Source organism: Acinetobacter sp. ASP199, from assembly GCF_022700675.1.
In the GTDB taxonomy this organism is placed as follows: Bacteria; Pseudomonadota; Gammaproteobacteria; order Pseudomonadales; family Moraxellaceae; genus Acinetobacter.
In genome coordinates this window covers 37,403-56,621 of sequence record NZ_CP062182.1, presented here as the reverse complement: position 1 = coordinate 56,621, position 19,219 = coordinate 37,403, and the positions used below count along the sequence as shown (strand labels likewise).

The following is a 19,219-nucleotide window of genomic DNA, read 5'->3' as shown; positions in this document are numbered from 1 at the left end:
GACAGGAGAAATCTATTATAACAGTCCTGCACCAGACAAACGTACTGTAAGCATCTGATAACTATACTCACACGATTACTAACCATTAGACAGATTATCAACAAAAGACGAACAGTTTGAGGAGTTTATTGTCCCTATACTGATTTTGAGAATAAAAACACATGGAGATTCAAAGATGTTTCGTTGGGCTATTATATTCGCTGTTATTGCATTAATTGCCAGTCTGCTCGGTTTTGGTGGAGTAGCCGGTCTATCTAAAGATTTCGCGATTATTCTGTTGGTGATTGCGGTCATTCTTGCAATTGTTGGCTTCTTGTCCCGCGGTAAGGTCTAGAGTAACGGATCTTGTCATGACTCAAAGCCATCTAATGATGGAATAAGAAGTAAAAAATAAGAGCTCAATGGCTCTTATTTTTTTATATGAATTTTATGGTTTAAGATGTCGCGGTCGGAAGCCGGTCAAGACCAATGCAAGCAGGTAAACTGCAACTCCGACAATGCATAGCCCGATGACTTCAGCCACGCGGATCCATTGTGATACATCACCATTATACCAGGTCAGTGCATACGCCAGCGCTGCGATCATGGCAAAGTTGGCAAAACCAAACTGCAACATGAGCTTTTTCCAGTGGCCACCAAAGCGGAAAATATCACGCTTATGCAGATAGAAATATAGCATTCCGGCATTTACCAAAGCGGAACCTGAAGAGGCTAAAGCCAATGCCATGTGTTCCGCCTCCCAGTCAATCAGCTTGAAGAATCCAATAAAGATGACGTTCAAAATCGCATTGGCAGCTACTGCAATCAAACCGACACGTACCGGTGTTCTGGTATCTTGCTGGGCATAAAAACCTGGTGCAAAAACTTTAATCAACATGAATGAAATCACGCCAGCACTCATACATTGCAGTGCCATTGCCGTCATCTGGGTATCTTCCAGATCAAACTGACCACGTTGGAACAGTGCCTGAATGATCGGCGTAGAAAGCATGAACAGTGCAATACTGGCCGGTAGGCCGACCATCACAATCACTTTCGCTGCCCAGTCGATCATGCTGCGGAATTTGGCCTGATCCTGCTCGGCATGACGTGCCGACAGAGATGGCAGAATCACGGTACCGATCGCCACGCCAATCAAGCCCAATGGCAATTCTGTCATACGTTCAGCACTGTAAAGCCAGGACACCGAACCATCCTGCATAAAGGATGCCCAGATGGTATTAAGTAACAGGTTAATCTGCGTCACCGAAACACCAAATAGCGCTGGCAACATCAGTTTCATGATGCGGTCTACACCTTCATGCTTGAAATCAACTTTTGGTGGAATCAGCAGTTTCTTGCGCCATAATTCCGGGATCTGAATCGCCAGTTGCAAAGCACCGGCAATCAATACTGCCCAGCCTAATGCCATGATCGGCTCAGCCATGTGCGGGGTAAGCCACAATGCGCCAGCAATCATTGCCACATTCAAAAGCACCGGTGCAAAAGCAGGTGTAGTGAATGAACCGTAGCTGTTCAGGATACTGCTGGCAAAAGCCGTCAGCGACATAAACAGCAGATAAGGAATGGTCAGGCGGAACATGTCTGACGCCAATGCGAACTTCTCAGGGTCTGCATGGAAGCCCGGTGCATAGACATAAATAATGGCAGGTGCAGCTACCATCGCCACAAAGGTCAGCAGACTCATAACGGTAGACAGGCAGCCAAATACCCGGCTAATCAGGATCTGCACCTCGGCATGCGTGCGTGTCGTTTTATATTCGGTCAGTACCGGGATAAAAGCCTGTGAAAAAGCCCCTTCCGCAAACAGACGCCGGAAGAAATTGGGAATACGGAATGCGACCACGAAGGTATCGAAGTCCTTGCCTGCACCAAAGACATTGAGCAGTACAATATCCCGGACCAGACCCAGTACCCGTGACAACATGGTCATCGCACTGACAATGACGGTCGAACGCCACAGCGCCATACTGTTCACCTAATGTTTAAATTTTGCCTATTGTAATGAAACTTCTGACAGAAGTTCATTGCTTTATCACATTCCTATTCAGGTATTGATGTATTTTTATAATGATGCAATTGTTCACGGAATGCGGCCCAGTTGAAATGTAGGCCTGGATCAGTTTTACGTCCCGGCGCAATATCAGAATGTCCGGCAATGTGCTGCTGAATTTTTGGATAATGAGCTTGCAAACAGGCAGTTACCTGTACCAGCGCATCGTACTGTGCCTGTTCAAATGGAAGGTCATCGCTGCCTTCAAGCTCGATGCCGATAGAATAATCATTGCATTCTTTCTTCGCGAGATAGGTCGAACGACCTGCATGCCAGGCACGGTCATTAAAATTAACAAACTGCAGCACTTCCCCATTACGCAGGATCAATAAATGGGTAGAGACTTGCATGCCCTGAATGGTCTGAAAATAGGGATGCACCGACCAGTCCAGCTGATTCTGGAAAAACTGCTCGATATAACCACCACCAAATTGGGATGGCGGCAGGCTGATGTTATGTACCACGATCAGCTGAATCTCGGTATTTTCCGGACGCTGGTTAAAGTTGGATGAGGGAATCTGGCGTGCACCGATGAGTTGTCCATCCTTCACATGAAACGCAGGTGCTTGTTGCATAAAAACTTTCCTATCCCCAACTAAAATGACTGCTGCATAATGCAGCTGGCTTAATGCTAAAACTTTCGCATCCAAATCTCAATTCGGCGGTGATGAGTATGCGAAAAATCGCTCATTTTTATGTAACAGTGCTAATATAACGCGCAATTTTCACGGCTTAATAAAGATACGGAAATACTCATGAGCATATCTCAAGCTTTGCTAGAACAGTCGATTCAGATCAATATTCAACAGGCGCTGGCAGAAGACATTGGTGATGGCGACATCACTGCCCTGCTGACCCCTGAAGATGAACAGGCTACTGCCACCATCATTAGCCGTGAAGATATGGTACTGGCTGGACAACCTTGGGTGAATGCTCTGATTCAGGCCTATGATCCAGAAGTTGAAGTGATCTGGCTGAAGAATGACGGTGAACTTGTCCAGGCCAATGAGGCCTTCCTGAAACTGGCAGGTTCTGCGCGTAGCCTGCTCACTGTAGAACGTCCGGCACTGAACTTTGTGCAAACTTTGTCTGCGGTTGCGACCAAAACAGCAAGCTATGTAAAAGAGCTGGAAGGTCTTCATACCAAGTTATTAGATACGCGTAAAACCATTCCAGGCCTGCGTATCGCACAGAAATATGCCGTCGCAATTGGTGGTGGTCAGAATCATCGTCTGGGTCTGTTTGATGCCTTTTTAATTAAAGAAAATCACATCATGGCGGCTGGTGGAATCACCCAAGCGATTGCCAAGGCACATCAGATTGCACCCGGCAAGCCGGTAGAAGTTGAAGTTGAAACCTGGGATGAGCTGAATCAGGCTCTTGAAGCTAAAGCAGATATCGTGATGCTGGATAACTTTAGCCAACAACAAATGATTGATGCCGTAAAGCATGTAGCAGGTCGTTGCAAACTGGAAGCTTCGGGCAATATTACGATTGAGAATTTGCGTGAAGTAGCAACTACAGGTGTAGATTACATTTCTATGGGCGTTCTCACCAAGGACGTGAAAGCAGTTGATTTATCAATGCGTTTTAATGCCTAGATTTTGCTAAACACGCGGTAGAAGAAGGGTGCGAAGCACCCTTCTTTTATTTTTCGATTTTTTTGCGCAGTTTTTGCACAAAAAAATAATAGAGATGAATGAAGTGATACTTGGGTGTGATTACTAATTGGTATTTTGTCCTGCTGGTGCAGAAGCACCATCCCGATCTGCATCACGGGAATTATTATCACAGGCGGCAAGACCAAGAACTGTACAAACTGAAAGTGCCATGAAGAATATTTTCATACTTTGACCCTCTATATTTGAGTAGATTAAAAATCATCTCTCGAAATACAGCGATACAGTAGGCAGGTCCTGTTCAATTTTTGTGAGACAATGTTGAAGCCTAAAACAGCCATAAAAAAACGCATCCGAAGATGCGTTTTTTACCAGAAGATTACCAGCCCAAAGCTTCTTGCTGTTTCTTGATCAGCTCCTGGATGCCCTTCTCCGCCATTTCCAGCATGTCATTGCATTGGCTACGGGTAAATGGCTTGTCTTCCGCAGTGCCCTGAATTTCAATAAATTCACCCACTTGCGTCATCACGACATTCAGGTCAGTCTGGCAGTTAGAATCTTCTTCGTAGCAAAGATCCAGTAATACTTCATCTTTGAAAATACCCACAGAAATTGCAGCAACCAGACCTTTGAGTGGGTCCTGCTTGATTTTTTTCTTCTCAAGCAACACATTCATCGCATCGATGAGTGCGACTGCAGCACCGGTAATAGAGGCTGTACGGGTACCGCCATCCGCCTGGATCACATCACAGTCGATAGTAATCGTGTTTTCACCGAGTTTTTTCAGGTCCACCATAGCGCGTAGGCTACGGCCGATCAGACGCTGGATTTCCTGAGTACGGCCACTCTGTTTGCCACGTGCCGCTTCACGGTCACTACGAGTATGTGTTGAACGTGGCAGCATGCCATATTCTGCGGTTACCCAGCCTTGGCCCTGACCTTTCAGGAAACGGGGTACCGAGTTATCAATGCTGGCAGTACAAAGCACTTTAGTATGACCAAATTCAACCAATACTGAACCTTCCGCATAACGTGTGTAGTTGCGGGTAATTTTGATGTCACGTAATTGATCTAATGCTCGCTGGTCGATACGCATAATAAGTCCTGCTTTGACTGAAAAATAATTGCGGCTCAGTATAGCAGAAGCCTCTGCCAAGATTGCCCAGCCCTTGGCATGATTTACAAAATCAATCGGTTTTGTTCGATCAAAATACAAAATCAGATCATTTAAATGGCACTGTGTGATTGCTTATTTTTTGTTAGACTTAAAGGGAAATATCGAGAATATTTTTATGTCTTTACGTGAAGAACGCAAGCAGCAAAGTCATCAGGCGATTATTGATGCCGCACTGGTACTGAGCAGTCGTGGTCGGGCATTTAGCAATATTAGTCTGCGTGAACTTTCCCGTGAAGTAGGGCTGGTTCCAACGGCATTCTATCGACATTTTAAGGACATGCAACAGCTGGGTCTGGAATTGCTCGATCAAGTCGCTCTTAAATTAAAAAGTATCCTGAATCAGCTCGTTGATGCTTATCTACATCAGGTGCATTCAGATACTGAAACCAGTATCAGTCTGTTCTTTCAGGCAGTTGAAGAGCATTCTGAGCCCTGGTTATTTTTTAGTACCGAGCGTTGGGGTGGATCGGACTTTTTGCGAACCAGTATCGAGCGAGAATTGCAATTTTGGATTGCTGATCTGGTAGATGAGCTGGGAAATCTTTATTCCGCTCAGGGAATCGAACAGCCTCAACATTTGAAGCTGCTGATCCAAATGCTCATGGATTTATCCCTGAATTGGGCGATGGGTTGGCTGAGTATTCAGGCGCTGGCAGATGTGAATCTTAAACAAAGTCGCGCAGCAGAATTTAAAGCTCAAACTGTGATTCAGATGCAACTGCTGTTTCAAGGCATTCATGCATAAACCGCCTTCAGACAGCTAGCGTAGATATTTTCAACAATAAAAAACCTGCAGCAATGTGCAGGTTTTTTAAGATCAGGCAGAAATTATTTTGCCTTACGCTCTTTTTCTACCAGAAAATTTACCACCTGAATGACTTTGGCATCATCACCCTGAACGACATACTTACCATTCACTGTCACGGCTGGTACACCCGTTAACTGATAAGATGCTGCCAGATTTTTCGCCTGGGCGATTTTTGAAGAAATCGGGAATGATTTATAGGTGCTGTTGAACTTCGCTTCTGAAATACCATAACGGGTATAGAATTTCGCTAAGCCTGGCTGTTCAAGCAGGCTTTGGTTACGACCTTCATGAATATTATGGAACAATTGTAAATGGGCTTTTTGACGAACACCCAAGGCTTCAGACACATAATAGGCACGTGCTGCCTGTTCCCATAGTGGGTTCATTGCGGCTGGGGTACGGACAAAACGGATATCTTTAGGTAGTTGTTTCAACCAGGTCTGCATATGCGGTTCAAGTGTGTAGCAGTGACCACAGCCATACCAGAAGAATTCACGTACTTCAATTTTCCCCGGCTTTTCAACTTTGACTGGATTCGCCAGCACTTGATAGTCTTGGCCTGCTACAAAGTTGGCCATCGCACTGCCAGAAAATGCTAAAACGGATGCGGCGACAGTGCCTAAAATAAATTTTTTCATTGGAATTATGATCCTCTAAATCTTTATGATTAGCTTATGCAGATACTATAAATCAAATATGCGGCTTTCGTTTTTATTCTGTGAACTTTTTTAAGGCTTTTATCGCTTTTTTTGCAGGAAGCGCTACACTAATCAGCATTGAACTTTTTTAAAATATAACGACTTGATTGAGGTGACACCGATGTCGCAATTGAATGTTGATCCACAAGAAATTGCCAAATTTGAAGCTTTCGCAGCCATATGGTGGGATCAGCATTCCGAGTTCCGCCCTTTGCACATGATTAATCCATTACGTCTGAACTGGATTGATGAGCATGCTGGTAGCTTGAGCGGCAAGAAAGTTCTGGATGTGGGCTGTGGCGGCGGCATTCTGGCAGAAAGCATGGCACGCCGTGGTGCTGATGTGCTCGGGATTGATATGGGTGAAGCACCCTTAAATGTGGCACGTCTGCATGCCGAACAGGAAGGTGTCAGCAATATTCAATACCGTCAGGTTCCTGTTGAGCAGCTGGCAGAAGAACAGGCGGGTCAATACGACGTAGTGACCTGTATGGAAATGCTGGAGCATGTTCCAGACCCGGCTTCTATCATTCAGGCTTGCCATAAGCTGGTAAAACCAGGCGGCCATGTGTTCTTCTCCACCATTAACCGTAATCCGAAATCGTATCTGTTTGCCATTATCGGTGCGGAATATGTGCTGCGTATGCTGGCACGTGGTACCCATGACTACAGCAAATTTATCAAGCCATCTGAACTGGCACATGACATCCGTAATGCTGGCCTGAAACTAAAAGATATGACTGGTCTGCACTATAACCCGCTGACCAAACGTTACTGGTTAGCACCAAATGTGGACGTTAACTATATGGTCTACACGGTAAAAGAAAATGCCCATGGAGCTGCTGAATGAAAGCAGTTCTCTTTGATCTGGATGGCACCTTAATTGACACAGCCGCTGACTTTGTCCGCATTCTTCAGGACATGTGCCGTGAAGAAGGTCGTGAAGTAATAGCCCCAGAGCTGATCCGGACTCAGGTTTCAGAAGGTGCTCGCGCCATGGTCAAGCTGGTTTATCCAGAACTCGAGCTGGAAGATCCATTACTATTGGCTCATCGTCAGCGTTTTCTGGACCTGTATGGGGCCGATATTGCAGTAGATACTGACTTATTTGACGGCATGTATCCCCTGCTGGAAGCTTTGGAAGCACACAGTATTCCTTGGGGCATCGTTACTAATAAACCACGCTGGTTAAGTGAATCACTGCTTGCCGCATTGAATTTATCAGAGCGCTGTTCGGTACTGGTCTGTCCGGAAGATGTTGGCCGTACCAAACCAGATCCAGAACCCATGTATCTGGCAGCGAAACAGATTGATCTGGCGGCTGAAGACTGTATCTATGTCGGTGATCATCCACGTGATATCGATGCCGGACGTGCAGCCAATATGTATACCATTCTGGCGGCCTATGGTTATCTGCCCCTAGAACATAAAGACGATTTAAACGCTTGGCAGGCGGATTGTATCGCGCATAGTGTAGAAGAATTACATCAACGAATTCAGGATCTGGTTTTAAAGCCGGTACTCAGCTAAAACCCCGGTTCCGATCAGAACATTAAACTTAACAACAATAAGCAAGAAATCAGGAGGTCGTTCATGAAGTATTCAGAATATCAACCTCGCTCAGACCTGTTAAAGGATCGAATTATCCTGATCACAGGTGCCGGCGATGGCATTGGACGTGCGGCAGCAATCAGCTATGCCCTGCATGGCGCGACAGTAGTGCTGCATGGTCGTACCCTGAACAAGCTCGAAGTCATCTATGATGAAATTGAAGGTTTGGGTGCACCACGCCCAGCAATTTTGCCTTTACAGCTTTCCAGTGCGTCTGAGCGTGATTACGAGCTCCTGTTCGAGACCTTAAGTAAACAGTTTGGCCGTCTGGACGGAATTCTGCATAATGCGGGTATTCTCGGTGAACGTACTGAACTGGCAAATTATAGTCCCGGTGTCTGGGATGATGTCATGGCTGTCAACCTACGTGCGCCGTTTGTGCTAACTCAGGCCCTGCTTCCTCTGCTCGAAAAATCTGAGCATGCTTCCGTCGTCTTTACCAGTTCAGGTGTAGGCCGTCAGGTGCGTGAACGCTGGGGTGCTTATTCGGTATCAAAAATCGCTATTGAAGCAGTGAGTCAGTTATTTGCCAAAGAAAATGTACATCCAAATGTACGTTTTAACTGTATTAACCCAGGTGCAACCCGGACTGCGATGCGCTCTAAAGCCTATCCGGATGAAGATCCACTGACCTTGCCAGCACCAGAATCGATCATGCCGGCTTATCTTTACCTGATGGGCAATGACAGTCTGCATATGAATGGCCAGAGTATTGATGCGCAGGATTAAATCCTGATCGAAGTAAAGATGATTAAAAAAAGGGAGCCATGGCTCCCTTCTTTATTGCAGTTTCCAAGCGAAATAATGCATAAATCTTGCCGAAGTCCCCCTTAGTCGCATTGAGTTTCGCTAAAATTCACCCATACTACCTCTATAACAGATTTTGATTCGAGTGCAACATGACTGACTTAAACAACATCACCGTGACCACTTTGGAAGATGGCATGGTGTCGCTTCTGATTGATCAGCAACCGATTTCTGATAAATACGGCGTGAAGTTTGAAGCCAGCATTGTGGACGACATCAAAGCACTCGAAAATGGCGGCAAGCTAAAGCTATTCGAGCAGTTTATCTTTTCCCATACCGATCTGAACTTTAAACATGCCTATTACTATGTCACTGGCATTGAAAAACTGGATGATGGTTACCGTTTAGCGAAACATTTTGTGTATCGCATTAAAATTGAAAGTCAGCCGGATATCGAACATGTGATTACCAATCAGGGCAAAGCAATGACCGCTGATGATGTGCGTGCCTTTATTAATGCACATATCCAGAAGTCCCTGACTGACTATACCGATCTGAACTACGCTTACTAATCGGATTTCCAACCTTTTCTAAGAGCACGCCAAGCGTGCTTTTTTTATTCGGCCAATCTTTTATAAACAACAATAAATCGTTTTTTTATATTGTTATGATAATTTTATTCGGTTTTTCAAATCAAAGTCTGTACACTATGATGCCTGTATTCAAGATGATGACCAGATACAGGAGAGCACAGCATGGCTGACCAAAAACGTAAAATCGAGACCATTCGCCATATTGAAAGCCTACAATTATCAGATACCTTGATCCACGCTCTGGATGATGCCAATACAGCTGAATGTGTGGCTGAAGCAATCCAGTCTTTACAGGGTTTGACTGAACAATGGAACTAGTTCAAATCTGCAAATACTGAAGTGCTATTCGACTGGAATATAGGAGATAAATTGCCCTAATTGACCGGGTTTTCCTTGACCTCAAAATACATTGCCCTCAGGATAGTATCCTACAGCTTCTCAAGCGCTTAGCCTGTACAAGGCGTTCAAAAACTGCTGAAATTATGGCATAGTCATAATCTCTCTGCATTCTTTAAAGAATACATGCCTGATCTTCACAGTTTCTCTGCAATTTTTGCGTAAATTAGACCTGTAGAAAATGAACAATTGATTGAGGGTTCACCATGAAAAAGCTTTTGGTTGCTTTGACAATGTCTATCAGTGCATTAATGCTGACGAATGTTGCCAATGCTGCACCGCATTTTGATGATGAACGTCATATGGATAAACGCCAAGGTCAGGCTAAGAAATTCCGTGATCGCGCAGATAACAACCAGGAAGACCGTCGCCGCATGCGTGAAGAACGTGGGGTGAAGCGTTTACAGCAAATGAAATGGCAACCCGGCTATGTAATGCCACAGCATTATCGCGGTAAAGGTTATAAAGTTGAATACAGAGACCACAAGTTGCCTAAACCTGACCGTAAACAGCAATGGTATAAGGTTAACAATGAATACATTCTGGTCGATTCAGACAATAACAGTATCATTCGAATTCTTGGACATTAAGTCCTAATATCTTCATAGACCCAACTTGTTTGGGTCTTTTTTATTTTGGCTAGCTGTTCTTTGATGCGGTTCTGGGCTAAAAAATCTGTAATTCCCTCTTATCCTTCTTTTTTTCTTCATAAATTTAACAATTCGCCTAAATTGCCCTCACGGTTTATCTCTACTGATCCGCTAATTTAGTCTCATCGAAACGATAATGATGAATTCAGGTGAATGCCATGAAAAAAGTGTTAACAACAATCGCTTTATCCTTGAGTGCTTTAGTTGCAACTTCTGCAATGGCGGCACCGCAACATGATCCGCGTTATGCGCCACATAAACCGGCACCGCATTGGGATCATAAAGATGCGAAAAAATGGGACGATCGCCGTGATGACCGTCGCTGGAATGATAAACGCTATAACAACCGTGTAGTAAATCCAAGCCGTGACTGGCGTGTTGGCCAAAAGTTGCCTAAACAATATGACAACCGCCGTTTTGAAGTAAGTGGTTATGAAGCGCGTCGTCTACCAAATGCAAATAGAAACCAGCAGTGGTACAAGATCAATGGTGATTACGTGCTCGTAAATGAGCGTAATGACAAGATTATTCGTATCATCAACTAAGTCTCAATTCTAAATCTTTTCTCTATTACACCTGAAGCCCACGCTTCAGGTGTTTTTTTATTGCTGTACTTCGTTCCCGGCTTTTTTTAGAATCAAATTCAATTAAGTATTATTTTTTAATATAGGTCAGCGCATGAATTCAGCAGAACCTTCTCAAAGCACAACTTTGCAATATGTGCATTGGTTTCGACATTCTGCGCCCTATATCAATGCGCACCGCAACAAGACCTTTGTGATCATGTTTGATGGCGAGGCGGTGCTGCATGACAACTTCCAGCATATTATTCATGATATTGCCCTGCTACATTCCCTCGGAATCCATCTGATTCTGGTGCATGGTGCGCGTCCACAGATCAACCAGAATCTGGCAGCGAGCCAGATGAGCACGCCGTTTCATCGCCAGCGCCGAATCACCACCCGTGAATCGCTAAGCTGTGTCATGAATGCAGTGGGTTCAATCCGCCTGCAGATTGAAGCCCTGCTCTCGATGGGACTAGCCAACTCACCCATGTATGGTGCCCGCATTGATGTGGTATCCGGTAATTTTGTGACTGCCAAGCCTTATGGAATTCGTGACGGTATTGATTTCCAGTTAACCGGTGAGGTCCGTACGGTAGATACCGATGCGATTCAGCGTCATCTCGACAGCCATAACATTGTAGTGCTTGGACCAACCGGCTATTCCACCACTGGCGAAGTGTTTAACCTGCTGGCTGAGGAAGTGGCAACTAAAACTGCGATTCGCATTAAGGCAGATAAGCTGATTTTTCTGGGTAAACAGCATGGCCTGCTGAATACGGATGGACAATTGCAGCGTGAAGTGCAGCCAAGTCAGCTGGATGCTTATATGATGCAGGATGCTCAAGACGTGCCATCCGAACTTACTTTGCAACTTCGTGCCGCACAGGAAGCCTCGATGAATGGCGTCAATCGCGTACATCTGATTTCCTATGCTCATGATGGCGCGCTGCTGGAGGAACTATTTACCCGAGATGGTTCCGGCACCCTGATTACCGATGCACATTATGAAGATGTACGCATGGCCACCATTCAGGATGTTGGCGGTCTGATTAACCTGCTACGTCCTTTGGAAGAAGAAGGCATTCTGGTGTATCGCTCACGCGAACGTCTGGAAAATGAAGTTGAGCAATTTGCGGTTATTGAACGTGATGGCATGATTCTGGCCTGTGCCGCATTATACCCGATTCCAACCACAGGGAATGAGCTGCGTTCTGCTGAAATTGCCTGTGTTGCTGTGGATCCGAGTTACCGCAAGTCCAACCGCGGCAGCCAGATTCTGAATTATCTGGAAGATAAAGCCCGAAGCATGGGTATTCAACAGCTATTTATTCTCACTACTCGCACCGCACACTGGTTCCTGGAACAAGGCTTTGAACAGTCTTCTGTCGATGATCTGCCCGATGCCCGTCAGGCGCTGTATAACTATCAGCGTAATTCTCTGGTGTGTAAGAAGTCACTTTAATGTGACTTTTTATTTGCTCATATATCTTATTTTTTGCTAAAGATATTTAGATTTCTTAAGTAGTTACCTGAATAATCTTTGCATGGATTTTCATATCGATATCTTTATATTTCATTAATGAAATTAAATATATATTTCAATAATTTAAATAATATAAAAATTAAATTCTATAAAAATTATAAATCACTTTTCTGCATAAGTTTTGCGCTTTTTTATTTATCTTTTTTTCTCATTAGAAATTCCCGAATTGTTATTTTTTTGAAAAATAAAAAACGATTAGCGTATGCCTAACTTATCTATTCCATCTAATTGACTTTTTGTCAGGAGTTTATATTCATGCGCCAGTCTACGATTAAGTTCATTGCAAAAACAGCAGCTCTCAGTACTGCTATTGCTGGCGTGATGTTGCTCTCTGGCTGCTCCAAAAAAGAAGAAAATGTAACGCTGAATATCGGCTTCCAAAAATATGGCGTACTTCCAATCTTGAAAGAACGCGGCACCTTGGAAACCTCATTAAAACAACAAGGCGTAAATGTGAAATGGGTAGAATTCCCGGCGGGCCCACAGTTACTTGAAGGTTTAAATGTGGGCAGCGTGTCTTTTGGTGAGGCGGGTGAAGCACCACCCATCTTTGCACAAGCAGCGAACTCAAAGCTGGTGTACGTAGCCAACCAGCCTGAAGCACCAAAAGCTGAAGCTTTAATCGTACAAAAAGACTCAAACATTCAGTCTGTACAGGACCTGAAAGGCAAACGTGTTGCACTAAACAAAGGTTCAAACGTTCATTATTTACTATTAAAAATCCTTGAAGCCAATAATCTGAAACTCAGTGATATCGAAGTGGTTTACCTGCCACCTTCTGATGCACGTGCAGCTTTTGAGCGTGGTGCGGTTGATGCCTGGGTGATCTGGGATCCGTTCTTCGCCGCAGCAGAACATCAGATTGGTGCACGTGTAATTGCAACTGGTGAGAATATCGTGAGCAACCATCAATTCTATCTGGCTGATCGTAAGTTTGCTGAAGCCAACCCACAGATTATTGAAGCGGTGGTGAATGAGTTGAACCTGACGACAGAGTGGGTGTATAGCCATCAGGATGAGGCAGCGAAACTTCTAGAAAAACCGACAGGCCTGGCATTTGATGTATTGAAAACCTCAATTTCACGTATGAGCTTTGGGGTAAAACCACTGACTCCAGAAGTGGCGCAAAAACAACAACAGGTCGCGGATGCCTTCTATGGCCAGCAACTGATTCCAGCAAAACTCAATATTCAATCAGCAATTTTAACCAAGTAAATCATAGGAAAATATCAGGGGATTTAATAATGACTCAACATCAGCGACACAACAAAGCAATTACATGGTTCAAGACCTCCAGTCATGGCATGAATGCCGTATTAGTTGCTTGTTCGATGTTGGGTTCAAGTGCCGCCTGGGCAGTGGATCCATCCGTGAAGCAGCTTCGTGTAGGCTATCAAAAAGCTTCAGTAAATCTGGTCATTGCAAAACAGCAAAAGCTGTTTGAACAGGAATTTCCAAATGCAAAAATTACCTGGAATGAATTTCCAGGCGGGCCGCAAATTTTAGAAGCATTAGCTGTAGGTTCTATTGATATCGGTGCAACTGGAGATACTCCTCCTGTCTACGCGCAAGCTGGCAATAAGCCATTACACTATTTTGCGTATGAAACTGCAAAACCGCTAGCATCTGCCATTCTGGTACAACACAATTCCAAAATTACCAAACTGAGCCAGTTAAAAGGTAAGCGTGTCGGCGTTCACCGTGGTTCCAGCTCACATTATTTACTGGTCCAGGCAATACGTAAAGCCGGTTTGCAATGGACTGATATCCAGCCCATCTGGTTAAGCCCTGCGGATGCACGTGCAGCTTTCCAGAAAGGTGCAATTGATGCCTGGGCGATTTGGGACCCGTACTATGCCGCAGCACAAATAGAAGATAAAGCAAGAGTCTTATCTTCAGGGAAAGGCTTAAGTCCCAATTACACCTTCTATCTGGCTTCAGAAAATTTAATCAAAAATCAACCGCAAGCATTAAAAGGCATTATCAAGCAGGTCAATGTTGCAGATAAATGGGTACAAAGTCATAGAACTGAATCTGCAAAAATCTTTGCACAAAGTACCGGGCTAAAGCCAGTGGTTAGCCAGACCTTTATCCAGCGTCGTCCTAATCCATCTACTGCTGCACCACTGACCAAAAAAGTGATTGCCGAACAGCAAGAACTGGCGAACCGTTTTAGCGAACTCAAGATCATTCCGAAATCTATCAATATTCAGCAAGCCGTTTGGGCAGGCAAATAATCCAAGGATCAAAGACATGAAAATTTTCTGGTTTATCCCGACACATGGTGACAGCCGCTACCTAGGCACCAGCAAAGGTGCACGCCAGGTCGATCATGCCTACATGAAGCAGATTGCGGTTGCGGTCGATAACCTGGGCTATGAAGGTGTGCTAATTCCAACAGGTCGTTCATGTGAAGATCCATGGTTAACCGCAGCCAGCCTGATTGACGCGACTAAAAAATTGAAATTCCTTGTGGCATTACGCCCGGGTGTAACAACGCCTGCATTGGCAGCACGTATGGCAGCCACCTTTGACCGCTTGTCGGGTGGTCGTGTCTTGCTAAATCTGGTCACGGGTGGTGATGAGCAGGAACTAAAAGGCGACGGCGTGTATGAAGATCACTCGACACGTTATAAAACTGCCAACGAATATGTACACATTTGGCGTGAAATTTTAACCCGTTCACACACAGGTGAAAGTTTTACATTCCACGGCGAACGTTTAAAAGTTGATGATGCCAAGTTACTTTATCCACCAATTCAACAGCCATATCCTCCACTATGGTTTGGTGGTTCGTCTGATGATGCGATTGAGCTTGCGACCAACCAAGTGGATACTTACCTGACTTGGGGTGAACCACCTGCAGCAGTCAAAGAAAAAATTGAAGTGGTACGCAAAAAAGCTGAAGCCAAAGGTCGTCAACTAAACTACGGTATTCGCTTGCATGTCATCGTACGTGAAACCAATGAACAAGCGTGGGCAGCAGCAGAAGAGCTGATTCAATATGTAGACGATGCCACTATTGCGGCTGCGCAAGCCAAATTTAAATCGATGGACTCTGTCGGTCAGCGTCGTATGGCTGAACTACATAACGGTGACCGTACCAAGCTTGAAGTGTCGCCAAACCTTTGGGCAGGTGTTGGGCTTGTTCGTGGTGGTGCTGGTACAGCATTGGTCGGTGATCCTGAAACAGTGGCAGCACGTATTCAGGAATATGCTGACTTAGGCATTAGCACCTTTATTTTCTCAGGCTACCCGCACCTTGAAGAATCGATTCGTTTTGCTGAATTGGTGTTCCCATTATTGCCTCTAGAAACACAACAGAAACTTGCTCAACCGAATTTAACGGGTCCTTTTGGTGAAATTGTGGCAAACAACTACACCCCTGAAGAGAACAAAAAGGCTCAGACAATTCAGGAGTCTGCTTAATGTCGAAAGTGGTTTCCGTCGAAACGCTGCAAGAAAAAAAGGTTTCACGTGGAACACAATTGGGGCAGCGTTTGCTGCCTTGGTTGGTTCCATTTGCTTTAATTACATTTTGGCAGTTAGCATCAAGCACGGGTTTGTTAGAGAGTCGAATCTTACCTGCGCCAACGGCAGTCGTTGCGGCATTCTGGGGTTTACTCATCAGTGGTGAACTGTGGACGCATGTGCAAGTCAGTGCTGGACGTGCCATCAGTGGTTTATTGATTGGTGGTGGCTTGGGTCTTATTTTGGGTTTACTCAATGGCTCATCTAAAACAGCTTCAACGTTGCTTGATACTACCTTACAAATGATTCGAAACATCCCTGCCCTGGCTTTGATTCCTTTGGTGATTTTATGGTTCGGGATTGATGAATCAGCAAAATTATTCTTGGTGGCGATTGGGGTATTTTTCCCGATCTATATCAACACCTATCATGGTATTCGCTCGGTTGATCCGCAACTCATTGAAATGGGAAAAAGCTATGGCTTAACCCGTTGGCAGCTCTATAAAGAAATTATTTTACCCGGTGCAATGCCTTCAATTTTAGTTGGGTTACGCTTTGCCCTTGGTCTTGTATGGGTATTGCTCATCGTTGCAGAAACGATTTCGGCGCAATCTGGTATCGGTTATATGACCATGAATGCACGTGAATTCCTGCAAACTGATGTCGTACTAGTCGGTATTTTACTCTATGCCCTACTCGGCAAACTGGCGGATGTTCTGGCGGTTGCTTTGGAACGTTTCCTGCTGCGCTGGCATGCTGGCTATCAAAAATAACTGAATAATATTGAGGAGCATGTGATGACTGATCTCAGCTTAGGGCGTCTCGCCAATGACCAAACTGCACCACAAGACTACGCTGCGGCAGATATCAATCCCCAAGCAGTCATCGGTGCTGAAATTATTATTGAACAGCTACATAAGTTCTATGGCTCGGTCAAGGTTCTGGAAGATCTGGACCTGCATATTCAGCCAGGCGAGTTTCTGGCGATTGTCGGTCGCAGTGGCTGTGGTAAAAGTACCTTGTTACGACTGATTGCTGATCTGGAAAAACAGAGCTACGGCGAAATCAAGTTCAAGTCTGCCCGTCATATCCGTGAAGGTATTACTTCGGACGATATCCGGGTGATGTTCCAGGATCCGCGTTTGCTGCCTTGGCGGAGTATTGAACAGAATGTGCAATTGGGCTTGCCCAAAGATCAGCATGCCAATGCATCCAGCATGCTGGAAAAAGTTGGCTTAAAGGAAAAAGCAGGATTATGGCCATCACAACTGTCGGGCGGTCAGCGTCAACGTACAGCCTTGGCACGTGCTTTATCTCATAAACCACGTATCCTGCTACTGGATGAGCCATTAGGTGCACTGGATGCCCTGACCCGTCTCGACATGCAGAACCTGATCGAGAAGTTATGGACTGAACAGGGCTTTACCGCCATCTTAGTGACGCATGATGTCAGTGAAGCCGTACAGCTGGCGGATCGTATCATCCTGCTGGATAAAGGACATATTGCCAAAGAGTTTCGTGTCAATTTGCCACGTCCACGTCAGAAAGGAATCCAGTTTGCTGAACTGGAACAGCACGTTCTGAATGCCGTACTGGCCACCTAAAAAAAACAAAACCCGGACCTAGAATCCGGGTTTTTATTTTGATGGGTGGATAGTCCTCAGAACGTCATCAAGATGAAAATTACAGTCCACCTTAAAAAATAAAATGTGATGAATTTGACATTCATTAAACTGATTGCTCAGTAACAAAAGACGTCAAAATAATTTAAACATTTTCAAAAGCTTGATTTTCATACCGGGATTCGCTAGTTTTGTAAGGATTACATAGTTGATCTACAGAATAAATCATCATTATTCAAAAAATTAGACTTCTACTTTGTGCACAAATCTGATGATTTGCCGTACAATTCAAGATTCCCTTTTTTAATTGTTTTTATATTGCTAATGGAACAAAAAAAGAGTACTCAAAAGCGCAACCAGCTGCTCAGTGCCGCTCTAGACGTTTTTTCCCTCTATGGTTTTAGTGGGGCAAGTCTGGATGAAATCGCACAAATTGCAGAAATGCATAAATCCAATATTTTCTATTACTATGAAAATAAAGAAGCTCTCTATGTAGAGGTGTTAACCACTGTACTGCAAAAATGGCTTGCACCGCTGCAAATGCTTGAAGCCGAGCTGGAACCTGAAGAAGCGATTACCAATTATCTGATGCAGAAAATTGAAGTATCACGCACACAACCGAAAGCATCTCGTCTGTTCGCATTAGAAGTGATTCAAGGTGCACCACATATTCTGGAGATCCTGAAAGGTCCACTGAAAAAACTGGTGAAACGTAAAGCTAAAGTGATCAGTAACTGGCAGGAACAAGGCAAGATTTCTAAAGATATCGACCCTGAACTGCTGATTCTGAATATCTGGGCGGTAACACAGAACTATGCCGACTTTGCGACACAAATGGAAATGGTGACCGGCAAAACTCTGCGTAACCGCAATATGCAGCAACGTGTGATCCAGCACACTGTACATATGATGCTTTACGGTGTACTACCACGCCCTGAACAAAACACATAAGTTTTGCCTGATATACGATCATAGTGATTATGGTCGCCGAACCGGTCTTTGACCTTATTATTATTTTAACATCTGATATAAAAATAACAGTTTTTGAGCGCCTAACAATAAGTTTTCCTCCCAGTCGAGATGAGCTGTGTCATTGGCACCATCGGTAATGTATTTTACAGAAATCAGGCGTACGCCGAGTTTCTTGCATACCTTGGCCAGTGCATAGCCTTCCATGTCGACCAGTTGGCAGGGCAATTTCGGTTGTCCTGTTTCGAAGCTATCCCCGGTTCCGCAAACACCTTTGGGCAAATGATCAAAGAAAGGCTCGAGCTCAATTGCCCCCGGGAAATGCTGATCCATAGGCGTTATGCCAACTTCAAAGCCTAATGGAGATACATCCATATCGCGTTGTACAAACTGACTGACTTCTACCAGTGCATGAGCGTCAAAGTGTGAACTACCTGCTGTACCGAGGTTCAATAAAGTCTTGCAACCCGTTTTCTGAATCACTTCAAAGGCTTTAAATGCTGCGTTGACCTTACCAATACCGCTGTAATGCACATCAATACCTTGTGCTTCAAATAAGCCTTTGGATTCACTGGGCAAGGCCATAATCAGTGCATGTTCGGACATCAAATTTTCACTTTTATTTACAAATAACCCGGTTATTAAAAGATAAACACGCATAGGCTGCAAATAAAAAATCGATTTCTGCTCATCAGA

At 44.6% G+C, this 19,219-nt stretch carries 23 protein-coding genes; 17 read left to right on the top strand and 6 right to left on the bottom strand.

What is annotated here, in order from left to right:
* The first annotated feature begins 175 nt into the window (after positions 1-175).
* The gene (locus tag IHE35_RS00265) at positions 176-334 is read left to right on the top strand and encodes a DUF1328 domain-containing protein (RefSeq protein WP_004647174.1); all 159 of its coding nucleotides are present in this window, start codon (positions 176-178) and stop codon (positions 332-334) included.
* A 93-nt stretch (positions 335-427) separates the two neighbouring features.
* Here IHE35_RS00265 and murJ read toward each other — a convergent pair whose 3' ends face one another.
* Together murJ and ampD are read right to left on the bottom strand one after the other, a co-directional pair.
* Positions 428-1,978 carry a murein biosynthesis integral membrane protein MurJ gene (murJ, locus tag IHE35_RS00260; protein WP_242788378.1) on the bottom strand — a complete coding sequence of 517 codons (1,551 nt, stop codon included), beginning with the start codon at positions 1,976-1,978 and terminating at the stop codon, positions 428-430.
* 65 nt (positions 1,979-2,043) lie between these two features.
* Positions 2,044-2,628, bottom strand: coding sequence for a 1,6-anhydro-N-acetylmuramyl-L-alanine amidase AmpD (gene ampD, locus IHE35_RS00255; RefSeq protein ID WP_242788377.1), 585 nt, complete (start codon positions 2,626-2,628; stop codon positions 2,044-2,046).
* A gap of 180 nt (positions 2,629-2,808) precedes the next feature.
* Here ampD and nadC point away from each other — a divergent pair, with 180 nt between their 5' ends.
* A complete protein-coding gene (gene nadC, locus IHE35_RS00250; RefSeq protein WP_242788376.1) occupies positions 2,809-3,654 on the top strand; it encodes a carboxylating nicotinate-nucleotide diphosphorylase in 846 nt (281 codons plus the stop codon).
* A gap of 123 nt (positions 3,655-3,777) precedes the next feature.
* On the opposite strand, the gene IHE35_RS14645 is transcribed toward nadC, so the two are convergent.
* Positions 3,778-3,900 carry a hypothetical protein gene (locus IHE35_RS14645; RefSeq protein WP_275975175.1) on the bottom strand — a complete coding sequence of 41 codons (123 nt, stop codon included), beginning with the start codon at positions 3,898-3,900 and terminating at the stop codon, positions 3,778-3,780.
* A 151-nt stretch (positions 3,901-4,051) separates the two neighbouring features.
* Positions 4,052-4,768, bottom strand: coding sequence for a ribonuclease PH (gene rph, locus IHE35_RS00245; protein ID WP_242788375.1), 717 nt, complete (start codon positions 4,766-4,768; stop codon positions 4,052-4,054).
* 196 nt (positions 4,769-4,964) lie between these two features.
* Here rph and IHE35_RS00240 point away from each other — a divergent pair, with 196 nt between their 5' ends.
* Positions 4,965-5,594, top strand: a complete 630-nt coding sequence (locus tag IHE35_RS00240; RefSeq protein ID WP_242788374.1) for a TetR family transcriptional regulator — start codon at positions 4,965-4,967, stop codon at positions 5,592-5,594.
* Positions 5,595-5,677: 83 nt separating this feature from the next.
* Here IHE35_RS00240 and IHE35_RS00235 read toward each other — a convergent pair whose 3' ends face one another.
* Positions 5,678-6,295 (bottom strand): thiol:disulfide interchange protein DsbA/DsbL, encoded by a 618-nt coding sequence (locus IHE35_RS00235; protein ID WP_242788373.1) that lies wholly within the window; start codon positions 6,293-6,295, stop codon positions 5,678-5,680.
* A gap of 181 nt (positions 6,296-6,476) precedes the next feature.
* Between IHE35_RS00235 and ubiG the strand changes: the two genes are divergently transcribed.
* From ubiG to IHE35_RS00165, 14 genes are all read left to right on the top strand, one after another.
* Positions 6,477-7,205, top strand: a complete 729-nt coding sequence (ubiG, locus tag IHE35_RS00230; protein WP_242788372.1) for a bifunctional 2-polyprenyl-6-hydroxyphenol methylase/3-demethylubiquinol 3-O-methyltransferase UbiG — start codon at positions 6,477-6,479, stop codon at positions 7,203-7,205.
* A complete protein-coding gene (locus IHE35_RS00225) occupies positions 7,202-7,885 on the top strand; it encodes an HAD-IA family hydrolase (protein ID WP_242788371.1) in 684 nt (227 codons plus the stop codon). The genes ubiG and IHE35_RS00225 overlap by 4 nt, the downstream gene beginning before the upstream one ends.
* 63 nt (positions 7,886-7,948) lie before the next feature.
* Complete coding sequence (locus tag IHE35_RS00220) at positions 7,949-8,695, top strand: YciK family oxidoreductase (protein ID WP_242788370.1); 747 nt, start codon at positions 7,949-7,951, stop codon at positions 8,693-8,695.
* Positions 8,696-8,865: 170 nt separating this feature from the next.
* On the top strand, positions 8,866-9,285 hold the full coding sequence (locus IHE35_RS00215; RefSeq protein ID WP_242788369.1) for a hypothetical protein: 420 nt from the start codon (positions 8,866-8,868) through the stop codon (positions 9,283-9,285).
* Between the two features lie 183 nt (positions 9,286-9,468).
* Complete coding sequence (locus IHE35_RS00210; RefSeq protein ID WP_242788368.1) at positions 9,469-9,624, top strand: hypothetical protein; 156 nt, start codon at positions 9,469-9,471, stop codon at positions 9,622-9,624.
* Positions 9,625-9,908: 284 nt separating this feature from the next.
* Entirely contained in the window at positions 9,909-10,292 is a 384-nt protein-coding gene (locus IHE35_RS00205) for an RcnB family protein (RefSeq protein WP_242788367.1), read from the top strand.
* Positions 10,293-10,510: 218 nt separating this feature from the next.
* A complete protein-coding gene (locus tag IHE35_RS00200; protein ID WP_242788366.1) occupies positions 10,511-10,897 on the top strand; it encodes an RcnB family protein in 387 nt (128 codons plus the stop codon).
* Positions 10,898-11,030: 133 nt separating this feature from the next.
* Positions 11,031-12,380, top strand: a complete 1,350-nt coding sequence (gene argA, locus IHE35_RS00195; RefSeq protein WP_242788365.1) for an amino-acid N-acetyltransferase — start codon at positions 11,031-11,033, stop codon at positions 12,378-12,380.
* A gap of 336 nt (positions 12,381-12,716) precedes the next feature.
* Complete coding sequence (locus tag IHE35_RS00190) at positions 12,717-13,676, top strand: sulfonate ABC transporter substrate-binding protein (RefSeq protein ID WP_242788364.1); 960 nt, start codon at positions 12,717-12,719, stop codon at positions 13,674-13,676.
* 89 nt (positions 13,677-13,765) lie between these two features.
* Complete coding sequence (locus tag IHE35_RS00185) at positions 13,766-14,698, top strand: sulfonate ABC transporter substrate-binding protein (protein WP_242789929.1); 933 nt, start codon at positions 13,766-13,768, stop codon at positions 14,696-14,698.
* Between the two features lie 16 nt (positions 14,699-14,714).
* The gene (gene ssuD / locus IHE35_RS00180) at positions 14,715-15,890 is read left to right on the top strand and encodes an FMNH2-dependent alkanesulfonate monooxygenase (protein ID WP_242788363.1); all 1,176 of its coding nucleotides are present in this window, start codon (positions 14,715-14,717) and stop codon (positions 15,888-15,890) included.
* Complete coding sequence (gene ssuC / locus IHE35_RS00175; protein WP_242788361.1) at positions 15,890-16,705, top strand: aliphatic sulfonate ABC transporter permease SsuC; 816 nt, start codon at positions 15,890-15,892, stop codon at positions 16,703-16,705. Before ssuD ends, ssuC begins: the two co-directional genes overlap by 1 nt.
* A 24-nt stretch (positions 16,706-16,729) precedes the next feature.
* Entirely contained in the window at positions 16,730-17,536 is an 807-nt protein-coding gene (locus IHE35_RS00170) for an ATP-binding cassette domain-containing protein (RefSeq protein ID WP_242788360.1), read from the top strand.
* Between the two features lie 333 nt (positions 17,537-17,869).
* Positions 17,870-18,505 carry a TetR family transcriptional regulator C-terminal domain-containing protein gene (locus IHE35_RS00165; RefSeq protein ID WP_242789928.1) on the top strand — a complete coding sequence of 212 codons (636 nt, stop codon included), beginning with the start codon at positions 17,870-17,872 and terminating at the stop codon, positions 18,503-18,505.
* Positions 18,506-18,565: 60 nt separating this feature from the next.
* Here the strand turns inward: IHE35_RS00165 and IHE35_RS00160 are convergent, their stop codons facing one another.
* Positions 18,566-19,132: a 5'-nucleosidase gene (locus tag IHE35_RS00160; RefSeq protein ID WP_242788359.1), complete on the bottom strand. Its 567-nt coding sequence runs from the start codon at positions 19,130-19,132 to the stop codon at positions 18,566-18,568.
* Between the last annotated feature and the right edge of the window lie 87 nt (positions 19,133-19,219).

Excerpts from the sequence above, each read along its gene's own strand:
- IHE35_RS00170 (WP_242788360.1), top strand. The coding sequence starts at position 16,730 with ATGACTGATCTCAGCTTAGGGCGTCTCGCCAATGACCAAACTGCACCA.
- IHE35_RS00200 (WP_242788366.1), top strand. The coding sequence starts at position 10,511 with ATGAAAAAAGTGTTAACAACAATCGCTTTATCCTTGAGTGCTTTAGTT.
- IHE35_RS00210 (WP_242788368.1), top strand. The coding sequence starts at position 9,469 with ATGGCTGACCAAAAACGTAAAATCGAGACCATTCGCCATATTGAAAGC.
- nadC (WP_242788376.1), top strand. The coding sequence starts at position 2,809 with ATGAGCATATCTCAAGCTTTGCTAGAACAGTCGATTCAGATCAATATT.
- argA (WP_242788365.1), top strand. The coding sequence starts at position 11,031 with ATGAATTCAGCAGAACCTTCTCAAAGCACAACTTTGCAATATGTGCAT.
- IHE35_RS00235 (WP_242788373.1), bottom strand. The coding sequence starts at position 6,295 with ATGAAAAAATTTATTTTAGGCACTGTCGCCGCATCCGTTTTAGCATTT.
- ampD (WP_242788377.1), bottom strand. The coding sequence starts at position 2,628 with ATGCAACAAGCACCTGCGTTTCATGTGAAGGATGGACAACTCATCGGT.
- IHE35_RS00190 (WP_242788364.1), top strand. The coding sequence starts at position 12,717 with ATGCGCCAGTCTACGATTAAGTTCATTGCAAAAACAGCAGCTCTCAGT.
- IHE35_RS00265 (WP_004647174.1), top strand. The coding sequence starts at position 176 with ATGTTTCGTTGGGCTATTATATTCGCTGTTATTGCATTAATTGCCAGT.
- rph (WP_242788375.1), bottom strand. The coding sequence starts at position 4,768 with ATGCGTATCGACCAGCGAGCATTAGATCAATTACGTGACATCAAAATT.
- IHE35_RS14645 (WP_275975175.1), bottom strand. The coding sequence starts at position 3,900 with ATGAAAATATTCTTCATGGCACTTTCAGTTTGTACAGTTCTTGGTCTT.
- IHE35_RS00240 (WP_242788374.1), top strand. The coding sequence starts at position 4,965 with ATGTCTTTACGTGAAGAACGCAAGCAGCAAAGTCATCAGGCGATTATT.
- IHE35_RS00185 (WP_242789929.1), top strand. The coding sequence starts at position 13,766 with ATGAATGCCGTATTAGTTGCTTGTTCGATGTTGGGTTCAAGTGCCGCC.
- IHE35_RS00225 (WP_242788371.1), top strand. The coding sequence starts at position 7,202 with ATGAAAGCAGTTCTCTTTGATCTGGATGGCACCTTAATTGACACAGCC.
- ssuD (WP_242788363.1), top strand. The coding sequence starts at position 14,715 with ATGAAAATTTTCTGGTTTATCCCGACACATGGTGACAGCCGCTACCTA.
- ssuC (WP_242788361.1), top strand. The coding sequence starts at position 15,890 with ATGTCGAAAGTGGTTTCCGTCGAAACGCTGCAAGAAAAAAAGGTTTCA.
- IHE35_RS00220 (WP_242788370.1), top strand. The coding sequence starts at position 7,949 with ATGAAGTATTCAGAATATCAACCTCGCTCAGACCTGTTAAAGGATCGA.
- ubiG (WP_242788372.1), top strand. The coding sequence starts at position 6,477 with ATGTCGCAATTGAATGTTGATCCACAAGAAATTGCCAAATTTGAAGCT.
- IHE35_RS00205 (WP_242788367.1), top strand. The coding sequence starts at position 9,909 with ATGAAAAAGCTTTTGGTTGCTTTGACAATGTCTATCAGTGCATTAATG.
- IHE35_RS00215 (WP_242788369.1), top strand. The coding sequence starts at position 8,866 with ATGACTGACTTAAACAACATCACCGTGACCACTTTGGAAGATGGCATG.